Origin of the sequence: Aliamphritea ceti (genome assembly GCF_024347215.1) — a bacterium.
GTDB lineage: Bacteria > Pseudomonadota > Gammaproteobacteria > Pseudomonadales > Balneatricaceae > Amphritea > Amphritea ceti.
Window position 1 is genome coordinate 1,978,541 of record NZ_AP025282.1, and the last position, 18,988, is coordinate 1,997,528.

The 18,988-nt window shown below is 47.3% G+C and carries 17 protein-coding genes; 12 read left to right on the top strand and 5 right to left on the bottom strand.

What is annotated here, in order from left to right; genetic code table 11:
- Positions 1–63: 63 nt before the first annotated feature.
- Both OCU49_RS09075 and mfd read right to left on the bottom strand, forming a co-directional pair.
- Positions 64–807 carry a CsiV family protein gene (locus tag OCU49_RS09075; RefSeq protein WP_261844658.1) on the bottom strand — a complete coding sequence of 248 codons (744 nt, stop codon included), beginning with the start codon at positions 805–807 and terminating at the stop codon, positions 64–66.
- Positions 804–4,250 (bottom strand): transcription-repair coupling factor, encoded by a 3,447-nt coding sequence (mfd, locus tag OCU49_RS09080; protein WP_261844659.1) that lies wholly within the window; start codon positions 4,248–4,250, stop codon positions 804–806. Before mfd ends, OCU49_RS09075 begins: the two co-directional genes overlap by 4 nt.
- Before the next feature lie 298 nt (positions 4,251–4,548).
- Here mfd and OCU49_RS09085 point away from each other — a divergent pair, with 298 nt between their 5' ends.
- The 10 genes from OCU49_RS09085 (at position 4,549) to sthA (ending at position 15,092) form a co-directional block, all read left to right on the top strand.
- On the top strand, positions 4,549–5,997 hold the full coding sequence (locus OCU49_RS09085; RefSeq protein WP_261844660.1) for a glyceraldehyde-3-phosphate dehydrogenase: 1,449 nt from the start codon (positions 4,549–4,551) through the stop codon (positions 5,995–5,997).
- Between the two features lie 329 nt (positions 5,998–6,326).
- The gene (locus OCU49_RS09090; protein WP_261844661.1) at positions 6,327–7,658 is read left to right on the top strand and encodes a Na(+)-translocating NADH-quinone reductase subunit A; all 1,332 of its coding nucleotides are present in this window, start codon (positions 6,327–6,329) and stop codon (positions 7,656–7,658) included.
- 2 nt (positions 7,659–7,660) lie between these two features.
- Entirely contained in the window at positions 7,661–8,866 is a 1,206-nt protein-coding gene (locus OCU49_RS09095) for an NADH:ubiquinone reductase (Na(+)-transporting) subunit B (protein WP_261844662.1), read from the top strand.
- Positions 8,859–9,638 (top strand): Na(+)-translocating NADH-quinone reductase subunit C, encoded by a 780-nt coding sequence (locus tag OCU49_RS09100; RefSeq protein ID WP_261844663.1) that lies wholly within the window; start codon positions 8,859–8,861, stop codon positions 9,636–9,638. Before OCU49_RS09095 ends, OCU49_RS09100 begins: the two co-directional genes overlap by 8 nt.
- A gap of 2 nt (positions 9,639–9,640) precedes the next feature.
- Positions 9,641–10,300 (top strand): NADH:ubiquinone reductase (Na(+)-transporting) subunit D, encoded by a 660-nt coding sequence (locus OCU49_RS09105; protein ID WP_261844664.1) that lies wholly within the window; start codon positions 9,641–9,643, stop codon positions 10,298–10,300.
- Positions 10,300–10,908, top strand: a complete 609-nt coding sequence (gene nqrE, locus OCU49_RS09110) for an NADH:ubiquinone reductase (Na(+)-transporting) subunit E (protein WP_261844665.1) — start codon at positions 10,300–10,302, stop codon at positions 10,906–10,908. The genes OCU49_RS09105 and nqrE overlap by 1 nt, the downstream gene beginning before the upstream one ends.
- Positions 10,909–10,941: 33 nt before the next feature.
- Positions 10,942–12,174, top strand: coding sequence for an NADH:ubiquinone reductase (Na(+)-transporting) subunit F (gene nqrF / locus OCU49_RS09115; protein WP_261844666.1), 1,233 nt, complete (start codon positions 10,942–10,944; stop codon positions 12,172–12,174).
- A 6-nt stretch (positions 12,175–12,180) separates the two neighbouring features.
- Positions 12,181–13,236, top strand: a complete 1,056-nt coding sequence (locus tag OCU49_RS09120) for an FAD:protein FMN transferase (protein WP_261844667.1) — start codon at positions 12,181–12,183, stop codon at positions 13,234–13,236.
- 84 nt (positions 13,237–13,320) lie between these two features.
- Complete coding sequence (nqrM, locus tag OCU49_RS09125) at positions 13,321–13,554, top strand: (Na+)-NQR maturation NqrM (RefSeq protein WP_261844668.1); 234 nt, start codon at positions 13,321–13,323, stop codon at positions 13,552–13,554.
- 137 nt (positions 13,555–13,691) lie between these two features.
- The gene (gene sthA, locus OCU49_RS09130; protein ID WP_261844669.1) at positions 13,692–15,092 is read left to right on the top strand and encodes a Si-specific NAD(P)(+) transhydrogenase; all 1,401 of its coding nucleotides are present in this window, start codon (positions 13,692–13,694) and stop codon (positions 15,090–15,092) included.
- Between the two features lie 85 nt (positions 15,093–15,177).
- Here sthA and OCU49_RS09135 read toward each other — a convergent pair whose 3' ends face one another.
- Genes OCU49_RS09135 through OCU49_RS09145 form a run of 3 tightly spaced genes read right to left on the bottom strand, consistent with a single transcriptional unit; the run spans position 15,178 to position 16,924 of the window.
- Positions 15,178–15,486, bottom strand: a complete 309-nt coding sequence (locus OCU49_RS09135; protein WP_261844670.1) for a hypothetical protein — start codon at positions 15,484–15,486, stop codon at positions 15,178–15,180.
- An 11-nt stretch (positions 15,487–15,497) separates the two neighbouring features.
- Positions 15,498–16,343: a DNA replication terminus site-binding protein gene (locus OCU49_RS09140; RefSeq protein ID WP_261844671.1), complete on the bottom strand. Its 846-nt coding sequence runs from the start codon at positions 16,341–16,343 to the stop codon at positions 15,498–15,500.
- Positions 16,343–16,924, bottom strand: coding sequence for a PilZ domain-containing protein (locus OCU49_RS09145; RefSeq protein ID WP_261844672.1), 582 nt, complete (start codon positions 16,922–16,924; stop codon positions 16,343–16,345). The genes OCU49_RS09140 and OCU49_RS09145 overlap by 1 nt, the downstream gene beginning before the upstream one ends.
- Before the next feature lie 96 nt (positions 16,925–17,020).
- Between OCU49_RS09145 and OCU49_RS09150 the strand changes: the two genes are divergently transcribed.
- Positions 17,021–18,265: a lipoprotein-releasing ABC transporter permease subunit gene (locus tag OCU49_RS09150; RefSeq protein ID WP_261844673.1), complete on the top strand. Its 1,245-nt coding sequence runs from the start codon at positions 17,021–17,023 to the stop codon at positions 18,263–18,265.
- A complete protein-coding gene (gene lolD, locus OCU49_RS09155) occupies positions 18,258–18,950 on the top strand; it encodes a lipoprotein-releasing ABC transporter ATP-binding protein LolD (protein ID WP_261844674.1) in 693 nt (230 codons plus the stop codon). Before OCU49_RS09150 ends, lolD begins: the two co-directional genes overlap by 8 nt.
- The last annotated feature ends 38 nt before the right edge of the window (positions 18,951–18,988 follow it).

The window sequence follows — 18,988 nt, forward strand, 5'->3', positions numbered from 1 at the left end:
GGGATAGTTGAAGGTAGGTGCAGAAAATATCCTGCTGGCTGGGGGCCAGCAGGTATGTAGGAATTAGCTTTCAGGTTTGTAAGCGGTGATATATACGAGAATGCCCATCAGAGGGTGGTCGATATAGTGGACTTCGTCACGGCGCATACGTCGCCCGCCTTCCATCTGTACAGTCAGGAAGTCGGCAACAATATTATTCACCGGTATATCGTTTACGACAGTGGTTTCTGGTATTTCGCCAAATACACCTGAAACAGTTTCAGGTAAGTTTGTTTCCTGAACAGGTACCGTATCGCTGATGCGGACTACTCGGTGACTTTGTGAAGCTGTCAGTTGGCGGTTAATAAACAGGTTGTTACGGAAGTGCAGATAGCGACCTTTATCGACAGAGATGTAGCCGTCCAGCTCGTACAGTCCATTATCTAAAATACTGCCACCGGTGATGCGGATAGTATGACGGCCTTCTACGCTGCCAACAGGCTGTATCCAGGCTTCGTGAAAGAGTACCTGATAGTCAGGGCTGTTTCTGAGGGCAGCCTGACGGCGTGCCATGCTGAGTGAGTTGCGGCCAAGTCTGGTGAAATAGCCGCTGCCGTTTTCTCTGTAACCAAGACTGCGGGCATTTGATACTTCAGGGATGCTGTTGATTTCAGGCCAGGATTCATCATCCAGGGTGTCATTACCCTGGTAGCTGAATACCATGACTTCAACTTTGTAGTTGGAGGTGGCGGCCCAGGTCTGAGTGACGCTGAATGATAGCGTCAGGCTCAGAATAAGAAATATGTGGCGTAAAGCGTTACTTGTCATGATTGTTTGGCCAGTTGTGTAAGCAATTGTTCTATATAGTTAAAGCGTTGTTCTATTTTATCCATGTTGGAGGTGAACTTCAGCTGACTGGCACCTTCAAGTCGGTACATATGTGGTTGTTTCTGCACCATAGTAACCAAAATGAAAGGGTCTACCTGAGTATCCGCCGCAAATTCAACGCGTCCAGTTTCGCTGCCTGCATCAATTTTTACAATACCTAAAGCATCGGCTCTAAGTTTAAGCAGGGTTTGCCGGAACAGGTTTTTAGTTTGTTCTGGCAGAATACCGAAGCGGTCGATCATTTCGATCTGGAGTTCTTTCAGTTCAGTTTCACTGCGACCGTTAGCGATCCGTTTATACATAATTAAACGTGTATGTACATCGGGGAGATAGTCATCCGGGATCAGTGCTGGCAGGCGCAGATTGATTTCCACGCCTTGCTTAAGAGGCTGTTCGAGATTAGGTGTTTTACCTTCTTTAATTGACTCTACGGCCTGTTCGAGCATTTCCATATACAGTGAGAAGCCAATGCTTTGAATCTGACCGCTCTGGCCTTCGCCAAGTAATTCACCTGCTCCCCTTATTTCCATATCATGGGTTGCGAGTGTGAAACCGGCACCAAGATCATGAGCAGACTCAATTGCTTCCAGTCGCTTATGTGCATCGCTGCTCATTGCTTTAGGGTGCGGAGTCATCATGTAAGCATATGCCTGGTGATGAGAACGACCCACGCGTCCGCGTAGTTGATGAAGTTGCGCCAGCCCGAACTTGTCAGCCCGGTCAATGATGATGGTATTGGCGTTCGGTACGTCGATGCCGGTTTCTATGATGGTTGTACAGACCAATACGTTGAAACGCTTATGGTAGAAGTCGGTCATGACCTGTTCCAGTTCACGTTCACGCATTTGGCCGTGGCCAACACCGACCCGTGCTTCGGGAATCAGTGCGCGAATTTCTTCAGCGGTTTGCTCAATAGTTTTGACTTCGTTGTGCAGATAATACACCTGCCCGCCACGCATCAGTTCCCGTAGGATGGCTTCTTTTTTCAGAGGAGTGTCAGATTGGCGTACGAATGTTTTGACAGATAAGCGCTTCGCCGGTGGAGTAGCAATAATCGACAGATCGCGGATGCCAGACATCGCCATATTCAGTGTGCGTGGAATTGGAGTGGCAGTGAGTGTAAGTATGTCTATCTCTGAGCGCAGGGACTTGAGTCGCTCTTTCTGTTGTACGCCGAAACGGTGTTCTTCGTCGATGATGACCAGGCCTAAATCGGCAAATTTAATGTCATTTTGTATCAGCTTGTGTGTACCTATGACTATGTCTATTTTGCCTTCGGCCATGTTTTCTAAAACAGCGTTAGTTTGTTTGCCGCTTCTGAAGCGTGAAATCAGTTCAACGTTGACTGGCCAGTCTGCAAAGCGGTCTTTGAAATTTTCAAAGTGTTGCTGGGCAAGGAGCGTTGTCGGTACCAGTACTGCTACCTGCTTACTGCTTTGTACGGCCATAAATGCAGCGCGCATAGCAACCTCGGTCTTGCCGAAGCCGACATCACCACATACTAAGCGGTCCATTGGTTGTTTGGCTGTCATGTCTTTTACGACAGATTGAATGGCATTGGCCTGGTCAACGGTCTCTTCAAACGGAAATGCTGCACTGAAGCTGGCGTAATGCTCATCAGGTGAGCTGAACTTAAAGCCTTTTCGGGCTGCCCGGCGGGCATATATGTCGAGCAATTCTGCAGCGGTATCACGGACCTTTTCAGCGGCTTTGCGTCGTGCTTTGCTCCATTGTTCTGTGCCTAAGCGGTGAAGAGGGGCGAGGTCATCGCCGGCGCCGCTGTAACGGCTAATCAGGTGCAGGGATGCGACCGGCACATAGAGTTTAGATTCATTGGCGTACTCCAGCATCAGGAATTCTGAAGTCTGTGCGTCAAGGTCTAGTGTAATTAATCCCTGATAGCGACCAACGCCGTGATCTATATGGACGACGGGTGAGCCAATGTTCAGCTCTGTCAGGTTTCGAATGACCTGATCAGACTGTTCCTGATCACGGCTACGGCGCCGGCGCTGAAATACCTGTTGTCCGAATAGCTGGTTTTCACTGATAAGCTGTATTTTGCCGGGCAGTACTAAACCTTGTTCCAGCGGGTAAATAGTAATGCAGACGGGCGTGTCGCTGTTTACGAACGTTTCGAGGTTGTCAGTAACGTCTGGTTTCAGCTCAATGCGGGCAAACAGTTCTAGCAGGGCTTCGCGGCGCCCGGCTGATTCGGCGCAGAAAAGTATGCGCTCTTCAGTGGTTTTCAGAAATGCTTTGAGATCAGCAAGTGGTTGGCTTAACTGAGCATTGATGGTCAGATTTGGAGGCTCAGAGCAGCTCAGGTTGTAGCGGCCAGTCTTGCTTTCAAGCACATCATCCTGCAGTTGAATTCTACGTGCTGGTTTGAGGGTGCTGAACAGGTCCTGGCTGGTTAAAAATAGCTGCTGGGGCGGCAATATTGGTTTTTCAATGTCGTGGCGACGTTCTTCGTAGCGGTTAGTGACTTCTTGCCAGAAATGTTCGGCATGCTGTTCCAGATTATGTTCAGTCAGTACTAAAGTGTTGTCTGGCAGGTAGTCAAATAACGTGGCGCTCTCGCCGAAGAATAGCGGATGATAATATTCGATACCTGGAGGGGTAATGCCTGCGCTGACATCCTGATAGGTTGGGCAGCGTTTATAGTCAACATCAAAGGTTTCACGCCAGTGCTGTTTGAAAGTACGGATTGCATCGGCATCGAACGGGAATTCTTTCGCGGGCAGTAAACGGATGCTGTCTACTTTATCCAGAGATCTCTGAGACTCGGGATCAAAGGTTCTCAGGGTGTCTATTTCGTCATCAAAAAGGTCAATACGATAGGGAAGCTGGCTGCCCATCGGAAAAATATCAATGATTGAGCCGCGAATTGTAAACTCGCCGTGTTCGTACACGTTATCGCTCTGCCGGTATCCGGCGTCGGCGAGCTGGTGGCGCATTTTGTCGACATCGAGAATCTGGCCGGTGTCGAGCATTAATGCGTTACCGGTTAAAAAACGTGCTGGTGCAATCCGGTGCATTAAAGTGCTGAGAGGTACGATCAGTACGCCGCTTGTAAGCTGTGGCAGGCTGTAAAGTGTACTTATTCGTTGGGAAATAATGTCCTGGTGAGGCGAAAAACTGTCGTAAGGCAGTGTTTCCCAGTCAGCAAACAGTAATGGAGCAGGTGTCTGTTCAGCGCTGAAGAAGCTTATTTCGCTTTCAAGGCGTGTAGCTGTGTCGGTGTCATTCGTAATGCACAGGAGCAGGCCGTCATGTTTGGCGGCAATATCAGCAATGAGTAATCCGCGGGCACTGCCGTGGAGTGAGCCTATGCGACGGATATCGCCGTCTTTTACCGGTAGCTGGTATTCTGCTGCAAACACGTGTGCTTATTTCCTGTTGAATATAATAAAAGGCTGCTTATGTTACGGTGGATTTCCTAAATGTACATATGTTGTTGTCAGTGCAGTTAAAAAGGTTTGTATATTTACTACAAAACCGGGCGAAGAAGATTCGGCTTATTTTCTCGTCAGCATAGTTAAATTATGACAAGTCTACCTTTTGACTATAAAAATTCCCGAATCATATTTGCCCGGGGAGGGAGATTAGAGGATAATCCCGGCCAGCAAACTTTACTGCTATTTTGACTACTTTCTATATTGCCTATTTTTGGAGCAAGCCGTGAGCCAAGAACAAGTGTTAGCTGACTGGAAAGGTCGCGAAGCATTAGCTGAAGAGATGATCCCACTGGTGGGTCGTCTGTATCGTGATAAAAACATCGAAGCGTCTGTTTACGGTCGCTTGATTATTAAACGTTCAGTTGTGAATGTATTGAAGGCCCACCGCTTTGTGCGTCAGGTTGAAGATCAGGAACTGTCAGTTTTTGATACCTTCCCAGTACTTCAGGCGCTGGATAAAATGGACGTGCATAGCGCTCACGTTGATGTGGGTAAGCTAGCTGTTAAATTCCGTAAGGAAGGTAACGGCGCGACTATGGAAGACTTCCTGGCTGAAGAACTTGCTCCGGTTATCGGTGGTGAAGTGGCCCAGGGTACAGATGTTGTACTGTACGGTTTTGGTCGTATCGGTCGTCTGCTGGCGCGTTTGTTGATTGAACGTACCGGTGGTGGTCAGTCTTTGCGTCTGCGTGCAATTGTTGTACGTAAAGGTAAAGCGGCGAAAGATCTTGAGAAGCGTGCCAGCCTGCTGCGTCGTGACTCTGTGCATGGTTCTTTCCGCGGTACTATTCGTGTTGACGAAGAAAACCAGGCGATCATTGCAAATGGCAATATGATCAAGGTTATCTACTCCGATGGTCCTGATCAGGTTGATTATACTGCTCACGGCATCAAGAACGCACTGGTTCTGGATAACACTGGTATCTGGCGCGATAAAGACGGCCTGTCTCTGCACCTTAAGTCTAAAGGTGTTGCTAAGGTTGCTCTGACTGCTCCGGGTAAAGGCGTGAAGAATATCGTTATGGGTGTTAACCACGGCGATATCGAAGACAGCGATACTGTTTTGTCTGCTGCGTCCTGTACGACTAACGCAATTTCTCCGGTGCTGAAGGCAATTGATGCTGAGTACGGCGTTCTTAACGGTCACGTAGAAACTGTTCACGCGTATACCAATGACCAGAACCTGATTGATAACTATCATAAAGGTGACCGTCGCGGCCGCGCTGCGGGTCTGAACATGGTTATCACTGAAACAGGTGCGGCTAAAGCGGTATCTAAAGCGTTGCCTCAGCTTGAAGGTAAGCTGACGGGTAATGCTATTCGTGTTCCTACGCCAAACGTTTCTATGGCTATTCTGAACCTGAACCTTGAAAAAGAAGCTGATAAAGAGACGATGAACGCTTACCTGCGTCATCAGGCGCTGCATTCTTCTTTGCAGAAGCAAATTGATTACAGCAACTCTCCTGAAGCGGTTTCAAGCGATTTTGTTGGTTCTCGCGCAGCAGGTGTTGTTGATTCACTGGCGACAATTGCTGAAGGTAACCGTTGCGTACTGTACGTATGGTACGACAATGAATTCGGTTATAGCTGTCAGGTAATTCGTATGGCACACCGCATGGCGCAGTGTACTTTGCCTGCATTCCCTAAGGCGACGCGTCTCGAAGAAGCGTAATTGTCTAAGAAATATACGAAAAGCCGTCCGTTTGGGCGGTTTTTTTTGGATTCTATTTTATATATCATTATGGAATAAATATATTCCATAATGATATATAAGAGTTGCTCGTTTCGTGATCTAAAACCGGCGTTTGGGAGACGGTTTTGTAGAAAAATTACCAGCTGAACCTTATACTAGACCAGTTTTAAGGTTGGGATAGCTCCACCTGAAATCAGAGCCTGGCGTACGGCTATTTTTTTGCCTGAAAAGTGAGCAAATAGTCGTGTATCAGAAAGCTGGTTTGGGCCGGAGTCCTGAAAAAATTATAATAGAAATGGGTGAGGCGGATGATCAAGATCAACAAGGGTCTGGATCTACCTATAACGGGCGCTCCTGAACAGGCTGTATCTGCAGCTGTTGAGGCAAAGTCCGTCGCCGTGATCGGCTTCGATTACATAGGTATGAAACCTACGATGCTGGTCAAGGCGGGAGACCGGGTTAAACTCGGTCAAGTGATCTTTACCGACAAAAAAACGGTAGGCGTTAATTACACTGCTCCGGCAGCAGGTGTAGTTAAAGCGATTAATCGTGGTGAGAAAAGGGCTTTGCAGTCTGTTGTTATCGAAATCGATGGCGACGATGCTGTAGAGTTTGCTAAATTTGATGCTGCTGCACTGGCATCTGTAACGGCGCAACAGGTTGAAGAAAACCTGGTCGCGTCTGGTCAGTGGACCGCTTTGCGGACACGACCATTCAGCAAAGTACCTGCTCCGGGTACTAAACCATCATCAATCTTCGTAACAGCGATGGATACAAATCCACTGGCGGCTGATCCGGCCGTTATTATCGCTGAGCAGAAAGACGCTTTCAGCAATGGTCTGACTCTGCTGGGTAAACTGGCTCAGGTTCATCTGTGCAAGTCTGCAGGTGCTGATGTCCCGACTGCTGATGGTGTTAATGTTGCTGAGTTTTCAGGTATGCATCCGGCAGGTAATGCCGGTACTCATATCCACTTCCTGGATCCTGCTTCTGAAAAGAAGACCGTCTGGACGATTGGTTATCAGGATGTAATTGCAGTTGGTCACTTGTTTACAACGGGTAAGTTGTTTACAGATCGTGTAGTTGCATTGGCTGGTCCTCAGGTGAGTGCGCCTACTTTGTTGCGCACCCGTGTTGGTGCTGATCTTGAAGAGCTGACAGCAGGTCGACTGGTTAGCGGTGATAATCGTGTTATCAGCGGCTCTATCCTGAATGGTCGTCATGCTAAAGGTGCTTATGCATATTTAGGCCGTTATTCCAATCAGGTTTCTGTATTGCTGGAAGGTCGTGAGCGTGAGTTCATGGGCTGGATTACTCCGGGTAGCGATAAATTCTCTGTATTGAATATGTTTGCGTCTGTGCTTGCTAAAGGCAAAAAATTTGCTTTTACCACGACTACAAACGGTTCTGAGCGTGCAATGTTGCCTGTTGGTCAGTTTGAGCAGCTGATGCCTCTGGATATTTTACCGACTCAGTTGCTGCGTGCGCTGGTTGTTGGTGATATGGAGAGCGCGATTGCGCTGGGTTGTCTTGAGTTGGATGAAGAAGATCTGGCGCTGATGACTTTCGCTTGCCCTGGCAAATACGAGTATGGCCCGATCTTGCGGGATAACCTGACAACGATCGAGAAAGAGGGCTGAAGATGAGCTTACGTAATATTCTCGACAAGATGGAACCGCATTTCCATAAAGGTGGTAAGTACGAAAACTGGTACGCCCTTTATGAAGCTGCAGATACCATCTTCTATACGCCGGGCCACGTAACTAAGGCTGCTGCACACATTCGTGATGCGGTTGATCTTAAGCGTATGATGATCCTGGTTTGGATGTGTACTTTCCCGGCTATTCTGTTGGGCCTTTACAATGTTGGTATGCAAGCCAACATGGGTATGGCTGAGCTGGGTATGACCGAAGTTGAAGGTTGGCGCGGGGCGATTGCCGGTGCTCTGACCGGATTCGATGCAAACAGTGTCTGGGATAATATTATCCACGGTGCTGTATACTGGCTGCCTATTTATGCCGTGACCTTTGTGGTTGGTGGTTTCTGGGAAGTCCTTTTCGCCATGAAGCGTGGGCATGAAGTAAACGAAGGTTTCTTTGTTACTTCTATTCTGTTCTCTCTGATTCTGCCAGCTACGATTCCGTTATGGCAGGTGGCTCTGGGTATTTCTTTCGGTGTTGTCATCGGTAAAGAAGTATTTGGCGGTACAGGCAAGAACTTCCTGAATCCGGCGCTGACTGGTCGTGCATTCCTGTTCTTCGCATATCCTGCGCAAATGTCCGGTGATGCAATCTGGACAGCTGTTGATGGCTTCTCTGGTGCGACTCCTCTGGGTCTGGCTGCACTGGGCGGTGTTGATGCGATCATGGCACAGGGCGTTAGCTGGATGGATGCTTTCCTTGGCTTTATCCCAGGTTCTGTTGGTGAAACCTCTACCCTTGCGATTTTGATTGGCGGTGCAGTTATTCTGTTTGCCCGTATCGCTGCCTGGCGGATTGTTGCCGGTGTTTTCCTGGGTATGGTTGCTACTTCGTCGCTGTTGAATGTGATTGGCTCCGACTCTAATCCAATGTTTGCTATGCCATTTTACTGGCATTTCGTATTGGGTGGTTTTGCTTTCGGTATGATGTTCATGGCAACTGATCCGGTATCTTCGTCAATGACAAACGTTGGCAAATGGTACTTCGGTGCGTTGGTGGGCATTATGGTTGTGTTGATCCGAGTGGTTAACCCGGCTTTCCCAGAAGGTATGATGCTGGCGATTCTGTTCGCTAACCTTTTTGCGCCGCTGATTGATAACTTCGTCATGCAGGCTAACATCAAGCGGAGGATTGCACGCAATGGCTAGTTCTAACGATACCATTGGTAAGACGCTTACCGTTGCCGTTTCGCTGTGTGTGGTCTGTTCGATCATTGTATCTGCAGCGGCTGTTATGTTGCGTCCTGCCCAGCAGGCCAACAAAGACCTTGACCGTAAATCCAATATCCTGGCAGCAGCCGGTATTACCGGTACTAACGAGAACGTCGATGAGCTGTTTCAGCAAATCACGACCCGTATCCTGGATATGGAAACTGGCAAGTTTACCGATGCAGTAGATGTGGAGGGTTACGATGCCCGCCAGGCTGCAAAAGATCCGGCTCAGTCTATTCAGCTTACCGCTGATCAGGATATCGCCAGTATTCGCCGTCAGGCCCGCTATATGCCGGTCTATATGGTTGAAAATCAGGGTGAAATCGAAAAACTGATCCTGCCTGTTCATGGCTATGGTCTGTGGTCAACGCTGTACGGTTTCATTGCCCTTGAAGGTGATTTGAATACCGTTGGTGGTTTTGGCTTTTATGAGCATGCTGAAACCCCTGGTTTGGGCGGTGAAGTGGATAATCCTGTCTGGAAGAATCTGTGGCAGGGTAAGTCTGTTTATGCAGAAGGTTCATATTCACCTAAGCTTGCCGTGATCAAAGGTAAGGTTGGTGCAGCTACCGCTGATGCTGAATATAAAGTCGACGGGCTTTCCGGTGCGACTTTGACCAGCGTAGGTGTGTCGAATCTGGTGCAGTTCTGGATGGGCGAGAATGGTTATGCACCATTCCTGGCTAATCTGAAAGCGGGAGGTGTTTAATCATGTCAAAGACTAATGAAGTCGTAGTGACACCTATATTTAAGAACAACCCAATTGCTCTGCAGATTTTGGGTGTATGTTCTGCCCTGGCGGTAACCAGCAGCATGTCGGTTACTGTGGTTATGTGTCTGGCGTTAACCAGTGTTTGTGCATTTTCAAACCTGTTTATCTCGTCAATCCGTAATCACGTACCTGGCAATATTCGTATCATCGTACAGATGACGATCATTGCTTCTCTGGTAATCGTGGTTGACCAGATTCTTAAGGCGTATGCCTATGAGATTTCCAAACAGCTGTCGGTATTCGTTGGTTTAATTATTACCAACTGTATCGTAATGGGCCGTGCAGAAGCTTTTGCTATGAAGAACCCACCGGGCATCTCGTTCCTGGACGGTATCGGTAATGGTCTGGGTTACTCTGTGGTTCTGCTGAGTGTTGGTTTTGTCCGTGAGCTGTTTGGTTCCGGTAAGCTATTCGGCTACGAAATTCTGCCACTGGTTACTGATGGCGGCTGGTACTACAGCAATGGTTTGTTGCTGTTGCCACCAAGTGCCTTCTTCCTGATTGGTATCTTTATCTGGATTTTGCGTACTGCTTACCCAGATCAGGTTGAAAAGCCTGAATTCGAAATGGCGTCTAACACTAAGAAGGAGGCAGCATAATGGAACATTATATTAGCCTGCTGGTAAAGGCGATATTCGTTGAGAACATGGCGTTGGCCTTCTTCCTGGGTATGTGTACATTCCTGGCGATTTCTAAGAAGGTACAGACAGCTATTGGTCTGGGTATTGCGGTAATCGTTGTATTGACGATTACAGTACCGGTAAACAACCTGATTTATAACTATCTGCTGAAAGATGGTGCACTGGCGTGGGCCGGTATGCCGGATGTAGATCTGAGCTTCCTGGGCCTTATCTCGTACATCGGCGTAATCGCGGCGATGGTACAGGTTCTGGAAATGTTTCTGGATAAGTATGTACCGGCGTTATACAACGCATTGGGCGTCTTCCTGCCGCTTATTACCGTAAACTGTGCAATCCTTGGTGCTGCACTGTTCATGGTAGAGCGTGACTACAACTTTGGTGAAAGTGTGGTCTACGGTGCGGGTGCTGGTATCGGCTGGGCGTTGGCGATTGCTACGCTGGCGGGTATCCGTGAGAAGCTGCGTTACAGTGATGTACCGCACGGTCTGCGTGGTCTGGGTATCACCTTCATTACTGTTGGTCTGATGTCTCTTGGTTTCATGTCTTTCTCAGGTGTTCAGCTTTAACCGGCTGCATGAACAACGAAAGGAATTAATGCGATGAATGCAGAAATTATTCTTGGTGTTGTCATGTTTACCGCAGTGGTGCTTGCACTGGTTGCGGTAATCCTGGCAGCCCGTGCCAAGCTGGTGAACAGCGGTAACGTGACCATCGAAATTAACGGTGATCCGGAAAAAACAATTCAGGTGCCTGCAGGCGATAAGCTGCTGCAAACACTGGCGGGTCAGGGTGTATTCCTGGCGTCAGCCTGTGGTGGTGGCGGTACCTGCGCACAGTGCTCATGTATTGTTGAAGAAGGTGGCGGTGGTATGCTGCCTACTGAAGAGTCTCACTTCACTAAAGGTCAGGCCCGTGAAGGCTGGCGTCTGTCATGTCAGGTTGCTGTAAAGCAGGACATGAAGATTGAAGTTGAAGATGATGTCTTCGGTGTGAAGAAGTGGGAATGTACAGTTGATTCTAACCCGAACGTTGCGACATTCATCAAAGAGCTGACTTTGCGTCTGCCAGAAGGTGAAAACGTTGATTTCCGTGCCGGTGGTTATGTTCAGCTGGAATGTCCTCCGCACGAAGTACACTACAAGGATTTTGATATCCAGGAAGAGTACCGTGAGGACTGGGATCGTTTCGATCAGTGGCGCTATGTGTCTAAGGTTGATGAGACGACAATCCGTGCTTACTCTATGGCTAACTATCCGGAAGAGAAAGGTATTGTTAAATTCAATATCCGTATCGCTTCGCCGCCTCCAGGTGGTCCGGACGGTATTCCACCAGGCAAAATGTCTTCTTACGTGTTCAGCCTGAAAGAAGGTGACAAGATCGGTGTATACGGTCCGTTTGGTGAGTTCTTCGCTAAAGATACCGATGCTGAAATGGTGTTTATCGGCGGTGGTGCTGGTATGGCGCCAATGCGTTCACATATTTTCGATCAGCTGAAGCGACTGAATTCAAGCCGTAAAATGTCTTTCTGGTATGGCGCACGTAGCTTACGTGAAGCGTTCTACAGTGAAGAATATGACATGCTTGCAAGTGAGAATGATAACTTCAAGTGGCACTTAGCCTTGTCTGATCCACAGCCTGAAGATAACTGGGAAGGATATACCGGTTTCATTCATAACGTGTTGTACGAAAACTATCTGCGGGATCATGATGCACCTGAAGACTGTGAGTACTACATGTGTGGACCACCGATGATGAACTCTGCGGTTATCAAAATGCTGGAAGACCTGGGTGTTGAGCCTGAGAATATCTTGCTTGATGACTTTGGTGGATAAGCATTAATGATGCGAGATTATCATAAGGTAATCATACGGCTGGCAGCTTCGCTGCTGGCCGTTTTGTTTTTAACGGCCTGTGAAAAAACACCGGAGCCTACAGTGGTAGGGTTTGCCGGTGGCACCATGGGGACCAGTTACAGTGTGAAGTGGCTGGCAGCTGATGTGGCTGAGTCGGAAAAGGTGAAGCAGCAGATTGCTGAGTTAAATGCAGCAGCTGATTTGTTACTGATTGAAGTGAATCAGTCGATGTCTACATATATTGCTGAGTCAGAGCTTTCCCTGCTTAACCGTGCTAAAGGCGATGTGCAGCAACAGATTTCGCAACCGTTGTTTAATGTATTGCAGTTGTCTCAGGATATAAGCAGAGCGAGCCGCGGTGCGTTTGATGTGACTGTTGGGCCCTTGGTGAATCTTTGGGGGTTTGGTCCTGATGGTCGTGTAACTAAAGCGCCAGAACAGTCAGTAATTGATGAATTAAGAAGTAAAGTTGGTTTTCAGCGAATTACGCTTGATACGGAAAATGTGAGTGTTAGCCGTTCAGAAGGGGTCTACATTGATCTTTCGGCGGTTGCAAAAGGTTACGGTGTAGATCGTCTTGCCCAGTTAATGGACGCCAATGGGGTGATGAATTATCTGGTTGAGATAGGCGGCGAGTTACGTGCTAAAGGTCTGAAGTTGAATAGCGAGCCATGGCTTATTGCAATTGAGAGTCCTGTTTCCGGTCAGCGTGCGATACAGCGAATTATCGGTGTGCGCGATATTGCAGTGGCAACTTCAGGTGATTACAGAAATTATTTCGAGGAAAACGGTGTCCGTTTTTCACACACAATAGATCCTTCCAGTGGCCGGCCGATTAACCATAAACTGGCTTCAGTGACTGTTTTACGCCCCAGTTGTGCGGAAGCAGATGCTTTAGCAACAGCTTTTACTGTAATGGGGGAGCGTAAGGCTTATGAATATGCGATAGCCAATGGTATTGATGCCATGTTTATCGTTAAAAGTGACACAGGATTTATTGAAAAACAAACACCGGGTTTTGCCACTTATTTAGTGGAGTGATCCTGGTCAGTGTCGGCTGTGTTGAAGTTAAGTACAATGCGTGACGCATGTTGTGAAGCGCGTAGATATTTCAGGTGAATTAAGATGATGGAATTAGTTTTAGCCATTGTGATTATGTTGTTACTGGTTGCTGGTATGGCAATTGGTGTCATTGTAAAAGGTAAGCCAATTACCGGTTCTTGTGGTGGTATGAGTGCTTTGGGCATGGATACTGCTTGTGATGTGTGCGGTGGTGATCAGGAGATTTGTGAAACTGAGCAGCAGAAGCAACAGTCCGTTGCTACCGAAACAGCTGATCTGGGTTATCAGGTTAAGTAATTAGTCTGTATCACGAAGCTTTTGTGTCGCAGTTAGTGTGTCAGGGTTTTGCTCTGACAGGTTTTGCCGTAGCATTAGCTAACTTGTTGTTAAGTATTAATTTACGGTGTTGAAGTAAATCAGAATAGGGGAATGTAATGGCTGTATATGACTACGATGTCATTGTAATTGGCTCAGGTCCTGCCGGTGAAGGTGCGGCGATGAACTCCGCAAAGAAAGGGCGTCGGGTAGCGGTTATAGAAGTACAGGATTCAGTGGGTGGTAACTGTACCCATAAAGGTACTATCCCTTCAAAAGCGTTGCGTCATTCTGTTAAGCAGATCATTGAATTCAACACCAACCCAATGTTCCGTGATATCGGCGAGCCACGCTGGTTCTCTTTTCCTAAAGTATTAAAGCGCGCTGAAAAGGTTATTTCTAATCAGGTGATGATGCGGACAAACTTTTATGCTCGTAACCGGGTAGATTTGTTCTTCGGTGAAGCAGAGTTTGAAGATAAAAATACGGTATTAGTCAAAGGTACGGTAAAAGGTGATGAGCGGTTACGCGCTAAGAACGTGGTTATTGCGACTGGTTCTCGCCCTTACTCTCCTGCCGATATCGATTTTGCTCATCCACGTATTTATAACAGCGATACTATTCTTAACCTGGAGCATACGCCTAAAACCATGATTATTTATGGTGCGGGTGTTATTGGCTCGGAGTACGCTTCAATTTTCAGTGGCTTAGGCGTCAAAGTCGATCTGATTGATTCTCAGAGCCGTTTGTTGTCGTTCCTTGATGCGGAAATATCAGATAGTCTGAGCTATCACTTGCGTAACAGTGCAGTAAAGATTCGTCATAACGAAACTTACGAAAGTGTTGTGGCTGATGATCGCGGTGTTACTTTGACACTTGAGTCTGGTAAAAAAGTTCGGGCAGATGCATTCCTTTGGTGTAATGGTCGTACCGGTAATACCGATATGCTGAATCTTGAAAGTGTTGGTCTGCAGGCAAATAGCCGCGGCCAGCTGACAGTTGATGAGTTTTATCGCACTGAATGTGAAGGTATTTACGCTTGTGGTGATGTGATTGGTTGGCCTGCACTGGCTTCTGCTGCGATAGATCAGGGGCGTGCAGCGTCTTCTGATATGTTAAATGCTGACGATTTCCGGTTTATTAATGATGTGCCAACTGGGATTTATACGATTCCGGAAATCAGTTCTATTGGTAAAACTGAAGAGCAGCTGACAGAAGAAAAAGTGCCTTACGATGTAGGTCAGGCGTTCTTTAAGGATACGGCCCGCGCGCAAATTTCCGGTGAGCCGGTAGGTATGCTTAAGATTCTGTTTCACCGTGAAACGTTGCAGATTCTGGGTATTCACTGCTTCGGAGATCAGTCTTCAGAAATCGTACACATCGGTCAGGCGATTATGAACCAGGAAGGTGAAGCGAATACGATTAACTATTTTGTTAATACAACCTTTAACTATCCTACTATGGCTGAGGCTTATCGTGTTGCTGCGATTGCTGGTCTTAACCGGGTTGCGAATTTGTAAGTAGTCAGTAATCCGTACATAAAAAAAACACGCTATTGCGTGTTTTTTTATGTCTGATGCTCGAGTATCTATATCCGAAGAATGCCTATTTCTTGTCTGTTTCGTCCGGTTTTTTATAAAAACTATCTTCATAGTAAATGCCTTTGATTGCCAGTCGGCGTTCTAAGAAGCGGTTGTAATATTTCCAGACAAGAAACGCCGGGGTCATGCTAACCATAATGCCAACCATTAAAGCTGAGCCTGCATATTCTTCATCGACTTGACTGGTGGCCCATTCAAGGAAGCCGGACGCATCAATTATAAGGTAGTAGATGCCGAGGCCGGTAAGGCCAAGAGCAACTCCAATATGATGCAGCATTTTTTGTCGCTGCTTACTTTTGGAAGACTTTGTCATGGTATCCAGGATCAGTTGTTATATTTGTGGACACGCAGGCTGGGTAAAAAAGGGACAGGATCTATTTTAAGGTCACTGCGCAGATTTCGGCTACGTTGCTCAGGTGGGGATGATAGCGGTTGGTTATGCTCGGGTAAAGTTTCCCCTGTCTGCAGGAGTATTAACATAGGTAAAGACACATTACGGGCTTTACGAATCATCCTGTCATCCTGTTTCCAAAGCAGGTTGGCGCGCATAACCGGCACCTGGGTCTGAAGTTGAGCCAGCATATCGCCAGGCATCAGATGACCCAGCGCGTCTATCTGCATTTGAATATGTGTTTGGCTTGTATCCATTTTTTGTAAGCGTTGCAGTGCCTGTTCAGGGGTTAATTGCTTGATGCTCCGTCCACTGGTGTACCAGCTAAAGCCAATTTTGACCGGGCGTGTTTCGATGATAGGAATTAACCGATAGCACTGTCTTAGGTGGAGTCTGGAGTAACCGTGGTGTTGCAGGGTTTCTGCCAGGAATGATTCGCGTCGGGTTAGCTGGTTCTGCAGATCACTATCCTGACTGAGCCGGTGCTGGGTTGCCAGTGTCTGGAAGCTTTGTTTGGCTGCGTTGACGCTGTGAGCAAGGTCTATAAGTTTGTCATCCGCACCAATGAGTCCGTGCTGACTGCGGGTGACCCGGCCGTCCTGACCATCTCTGTACCAGATGTCTGAGAAAAGTGCTGCGCATTGCGGCAAGTTGCTGATCTGTTCGTCAGGTAGCCAGAAAGGTAAATTGCTCTGAGGGAGTAAGGTTGAGAAGTCGTTAAGGCGCTGGAGCAGAATGTCCAGCGCTTCTATTAATTCATGAGCGGGTGTTTGACGCATCAGTCCAGGTCAATGTTGCCCTGCAGCTGCAGTTCTTTAGATTGCAGTGCAATAATGTGTCGGGCGATGATCATTCGGCTGCTTTCAGGCATGCGGCAGAATTGAATACCTACATTGCTGCTTCCCTGATCATCTTCATTGGCACTTGAATATAATACTTTTCCGTACAGCAGAAGGCCGATACAAGCTTCCTGAAATACCAGTTTCAGAGCCAGATACTCACCGCTGGTTACCTGTCGTTTAGTATCAAAACTAAGGCCGCCTTCACTGAGGTTTATTTCCTGAGTTGTAATGTCGTCAAATTCGATACCGTGACTGGCGATGGTTTTGGCTATCGCATCTATTTTGTTTGTAGTGATCTCAAGAAAAGTACCCATAGTTGGATCTTTTTGAGCAATTTTTCGCAACAAATGGGTCGTATCGGTGTCAAGTTCCTGTAGCTGACTTAACAGTGTAAAGAAAGGCGAGACCTTGAATTGCGTCGGCAAAGAGCTGGCCTGCATTTCCTGTTCGCTGATAACTTGAAAATCCAGGGATACGTTCTCGCTGATACGATAGTACTCACGGCGTTCGGGGTTCAAAGCATGCTCCTGAGCAAGTTAATACAAGTTTGAGTATAGCGAATATTATTCTGATTTTGTTAGAGAATTCTTTGAGTCTATGATTTAATCCGTGCCATGTTTAGACCATTTTCGATATATGTAGGTTTGCGATATACCGCAGCCAAACGCAGCAATCATTTTATTTCCTTTATTTCATTAGTTTCTATGCTTGGACTGACACTGGGTGTCGCGGCATTGATTCTGGTGTTGTCGGTGATGAATGGTTTTGACCGTGAACTTAAAGGCCGTATTTTAGGGATGGTGCCACATGCAACCATCACTGATTATGGGCAGCCTTTGCTGGACTGGGAGGCACTGGCGAGTCAGGTTGAACAAGAACCTGATGTGAAAGGTACAGCACCATTTATTCAGGCTCAGGGAATGCTGACTAACCGCGGCGTAGTACGTGGAGTGGTCATCAACGGTATTAATCCTGAGTTGGAACAAAAAGTTTCAATTATTGATGATCATATGAAGGCTGGTAGTCTGGATGCTTTGCAGCCTCGTAAATATGGCATTGTACTTGGGGCTTTGCTAGCGCGATCAATGGGGGCATCCATTGGCGATAAAGTAACTTTAGTACTGCCTGAGGCATCAATAAGTGTCGCTGGTGTTGTTCCCCGTCTTAAACGATTTGAAGTGGTGGGGCTGTTTGAGGTTGGTGCTGAGCTGGATGCCAGTCTTGCTTATATCCATATCGATGACGCAGCGCGTATTAAGCGCATTAGAGAAGGCGTTGATGGCCTCAGATTAGAGTTTACGGATTTGTTTGATGCGCCACGCCGCATGACTCAAATAGTGTCCGCGACGGGTAATTACTACCGGGCAAGTGACTGGACCCGCACACACGGTAATCTGTTTCAGGCAATTCAGTTAGAAAAACGTATGATTGGTTTGTTACTGTTTCTGATTGTGTTTGTTGCTGCCTTCAATATAGTTTCGACGCTTGTCATGGTTGTGACTGATAAGAAAGCTGATATTGCGATCTTACGGACGTTGGGCGCAACACCTGGTCGAATCATGCGAATTTTCATGGTGCAGGGGACTGTCATAGGTGTGATCGGTACTTTGCTGGGTACAGGCTTGGGTGTTTTGCTGGCGTTAACCGTTACGGATCTGGTTGCCTGGGTTGAGCGCACCTTTGGTATTCAGTTCTTGAGTGCTGATGTCTACTTTATTAGCTATTTGCCGTCCCAGTTGCAGGTGACAGATGTAGGTGTGATTGTAGCAACTGCATTGTCTATTAGCTTCCTGGCAACCTTGTACCCTGCATACCGGGCTTCTAAAACACAACCTGCGGAGGCGCTGCGTTATGAGTGATCAATCAGCAGACTTAGTGTTGCAGTGTGTATCGGTAAAAAAAGTATATGGTGACGGCGATACTCAGGTAGAAGTACTGAAAAATGTAAATCTGGATGTTGCCAAAGGCGAACAGCTGGCGATTATTGGTACATCAGGCTCGGGTAAAAGTACTTTACTTAACTTGCTGGGTGGTTTGGATGTGCCGACGTCCGGTGAAGTAAAAGTCGCGAATAAGCCTTTGTATCTGATCAATGAGAAACAGCGGGCCGAGCTGCGTAATAATGCGCTGGGTTTTGTGTATCAGTTTCATCATTTGCTCCCGGAGTTTAATGCGCTGGAAAATGTCGCAATGCCTTTATTGATTCGCGGTGAGCCTATCAATGCAATTAAAGCCAAGGCAAGAGAGTTGCTTGTGGCTGTTGGGCTTGAGCATCGGATTGAGCATAAGCCATCAATGCTCAGTGGTGGTGAGCGTCAAAGGGTTGCGATTGCCCGGGCACTGGTTGCGAATCCTGCTTGTGTGTTAATGGATGAACCTACAGGGAATCTGGATAGAAATACTGCTGAAGATATTCAGATGCTGATGCAGAAGCTTAACGAAGAGCTTGAAACATCATTTGTCGTAGTGACACATGATCCTCAGCTGGCTCACAAGCAGGGGCGGGTACTTGAATTAAGGGATGGCTGTTTACAGCCAGTGTGAGTAATAAAAAAGCCGCGAATATCGCGGCTTTTTTGATG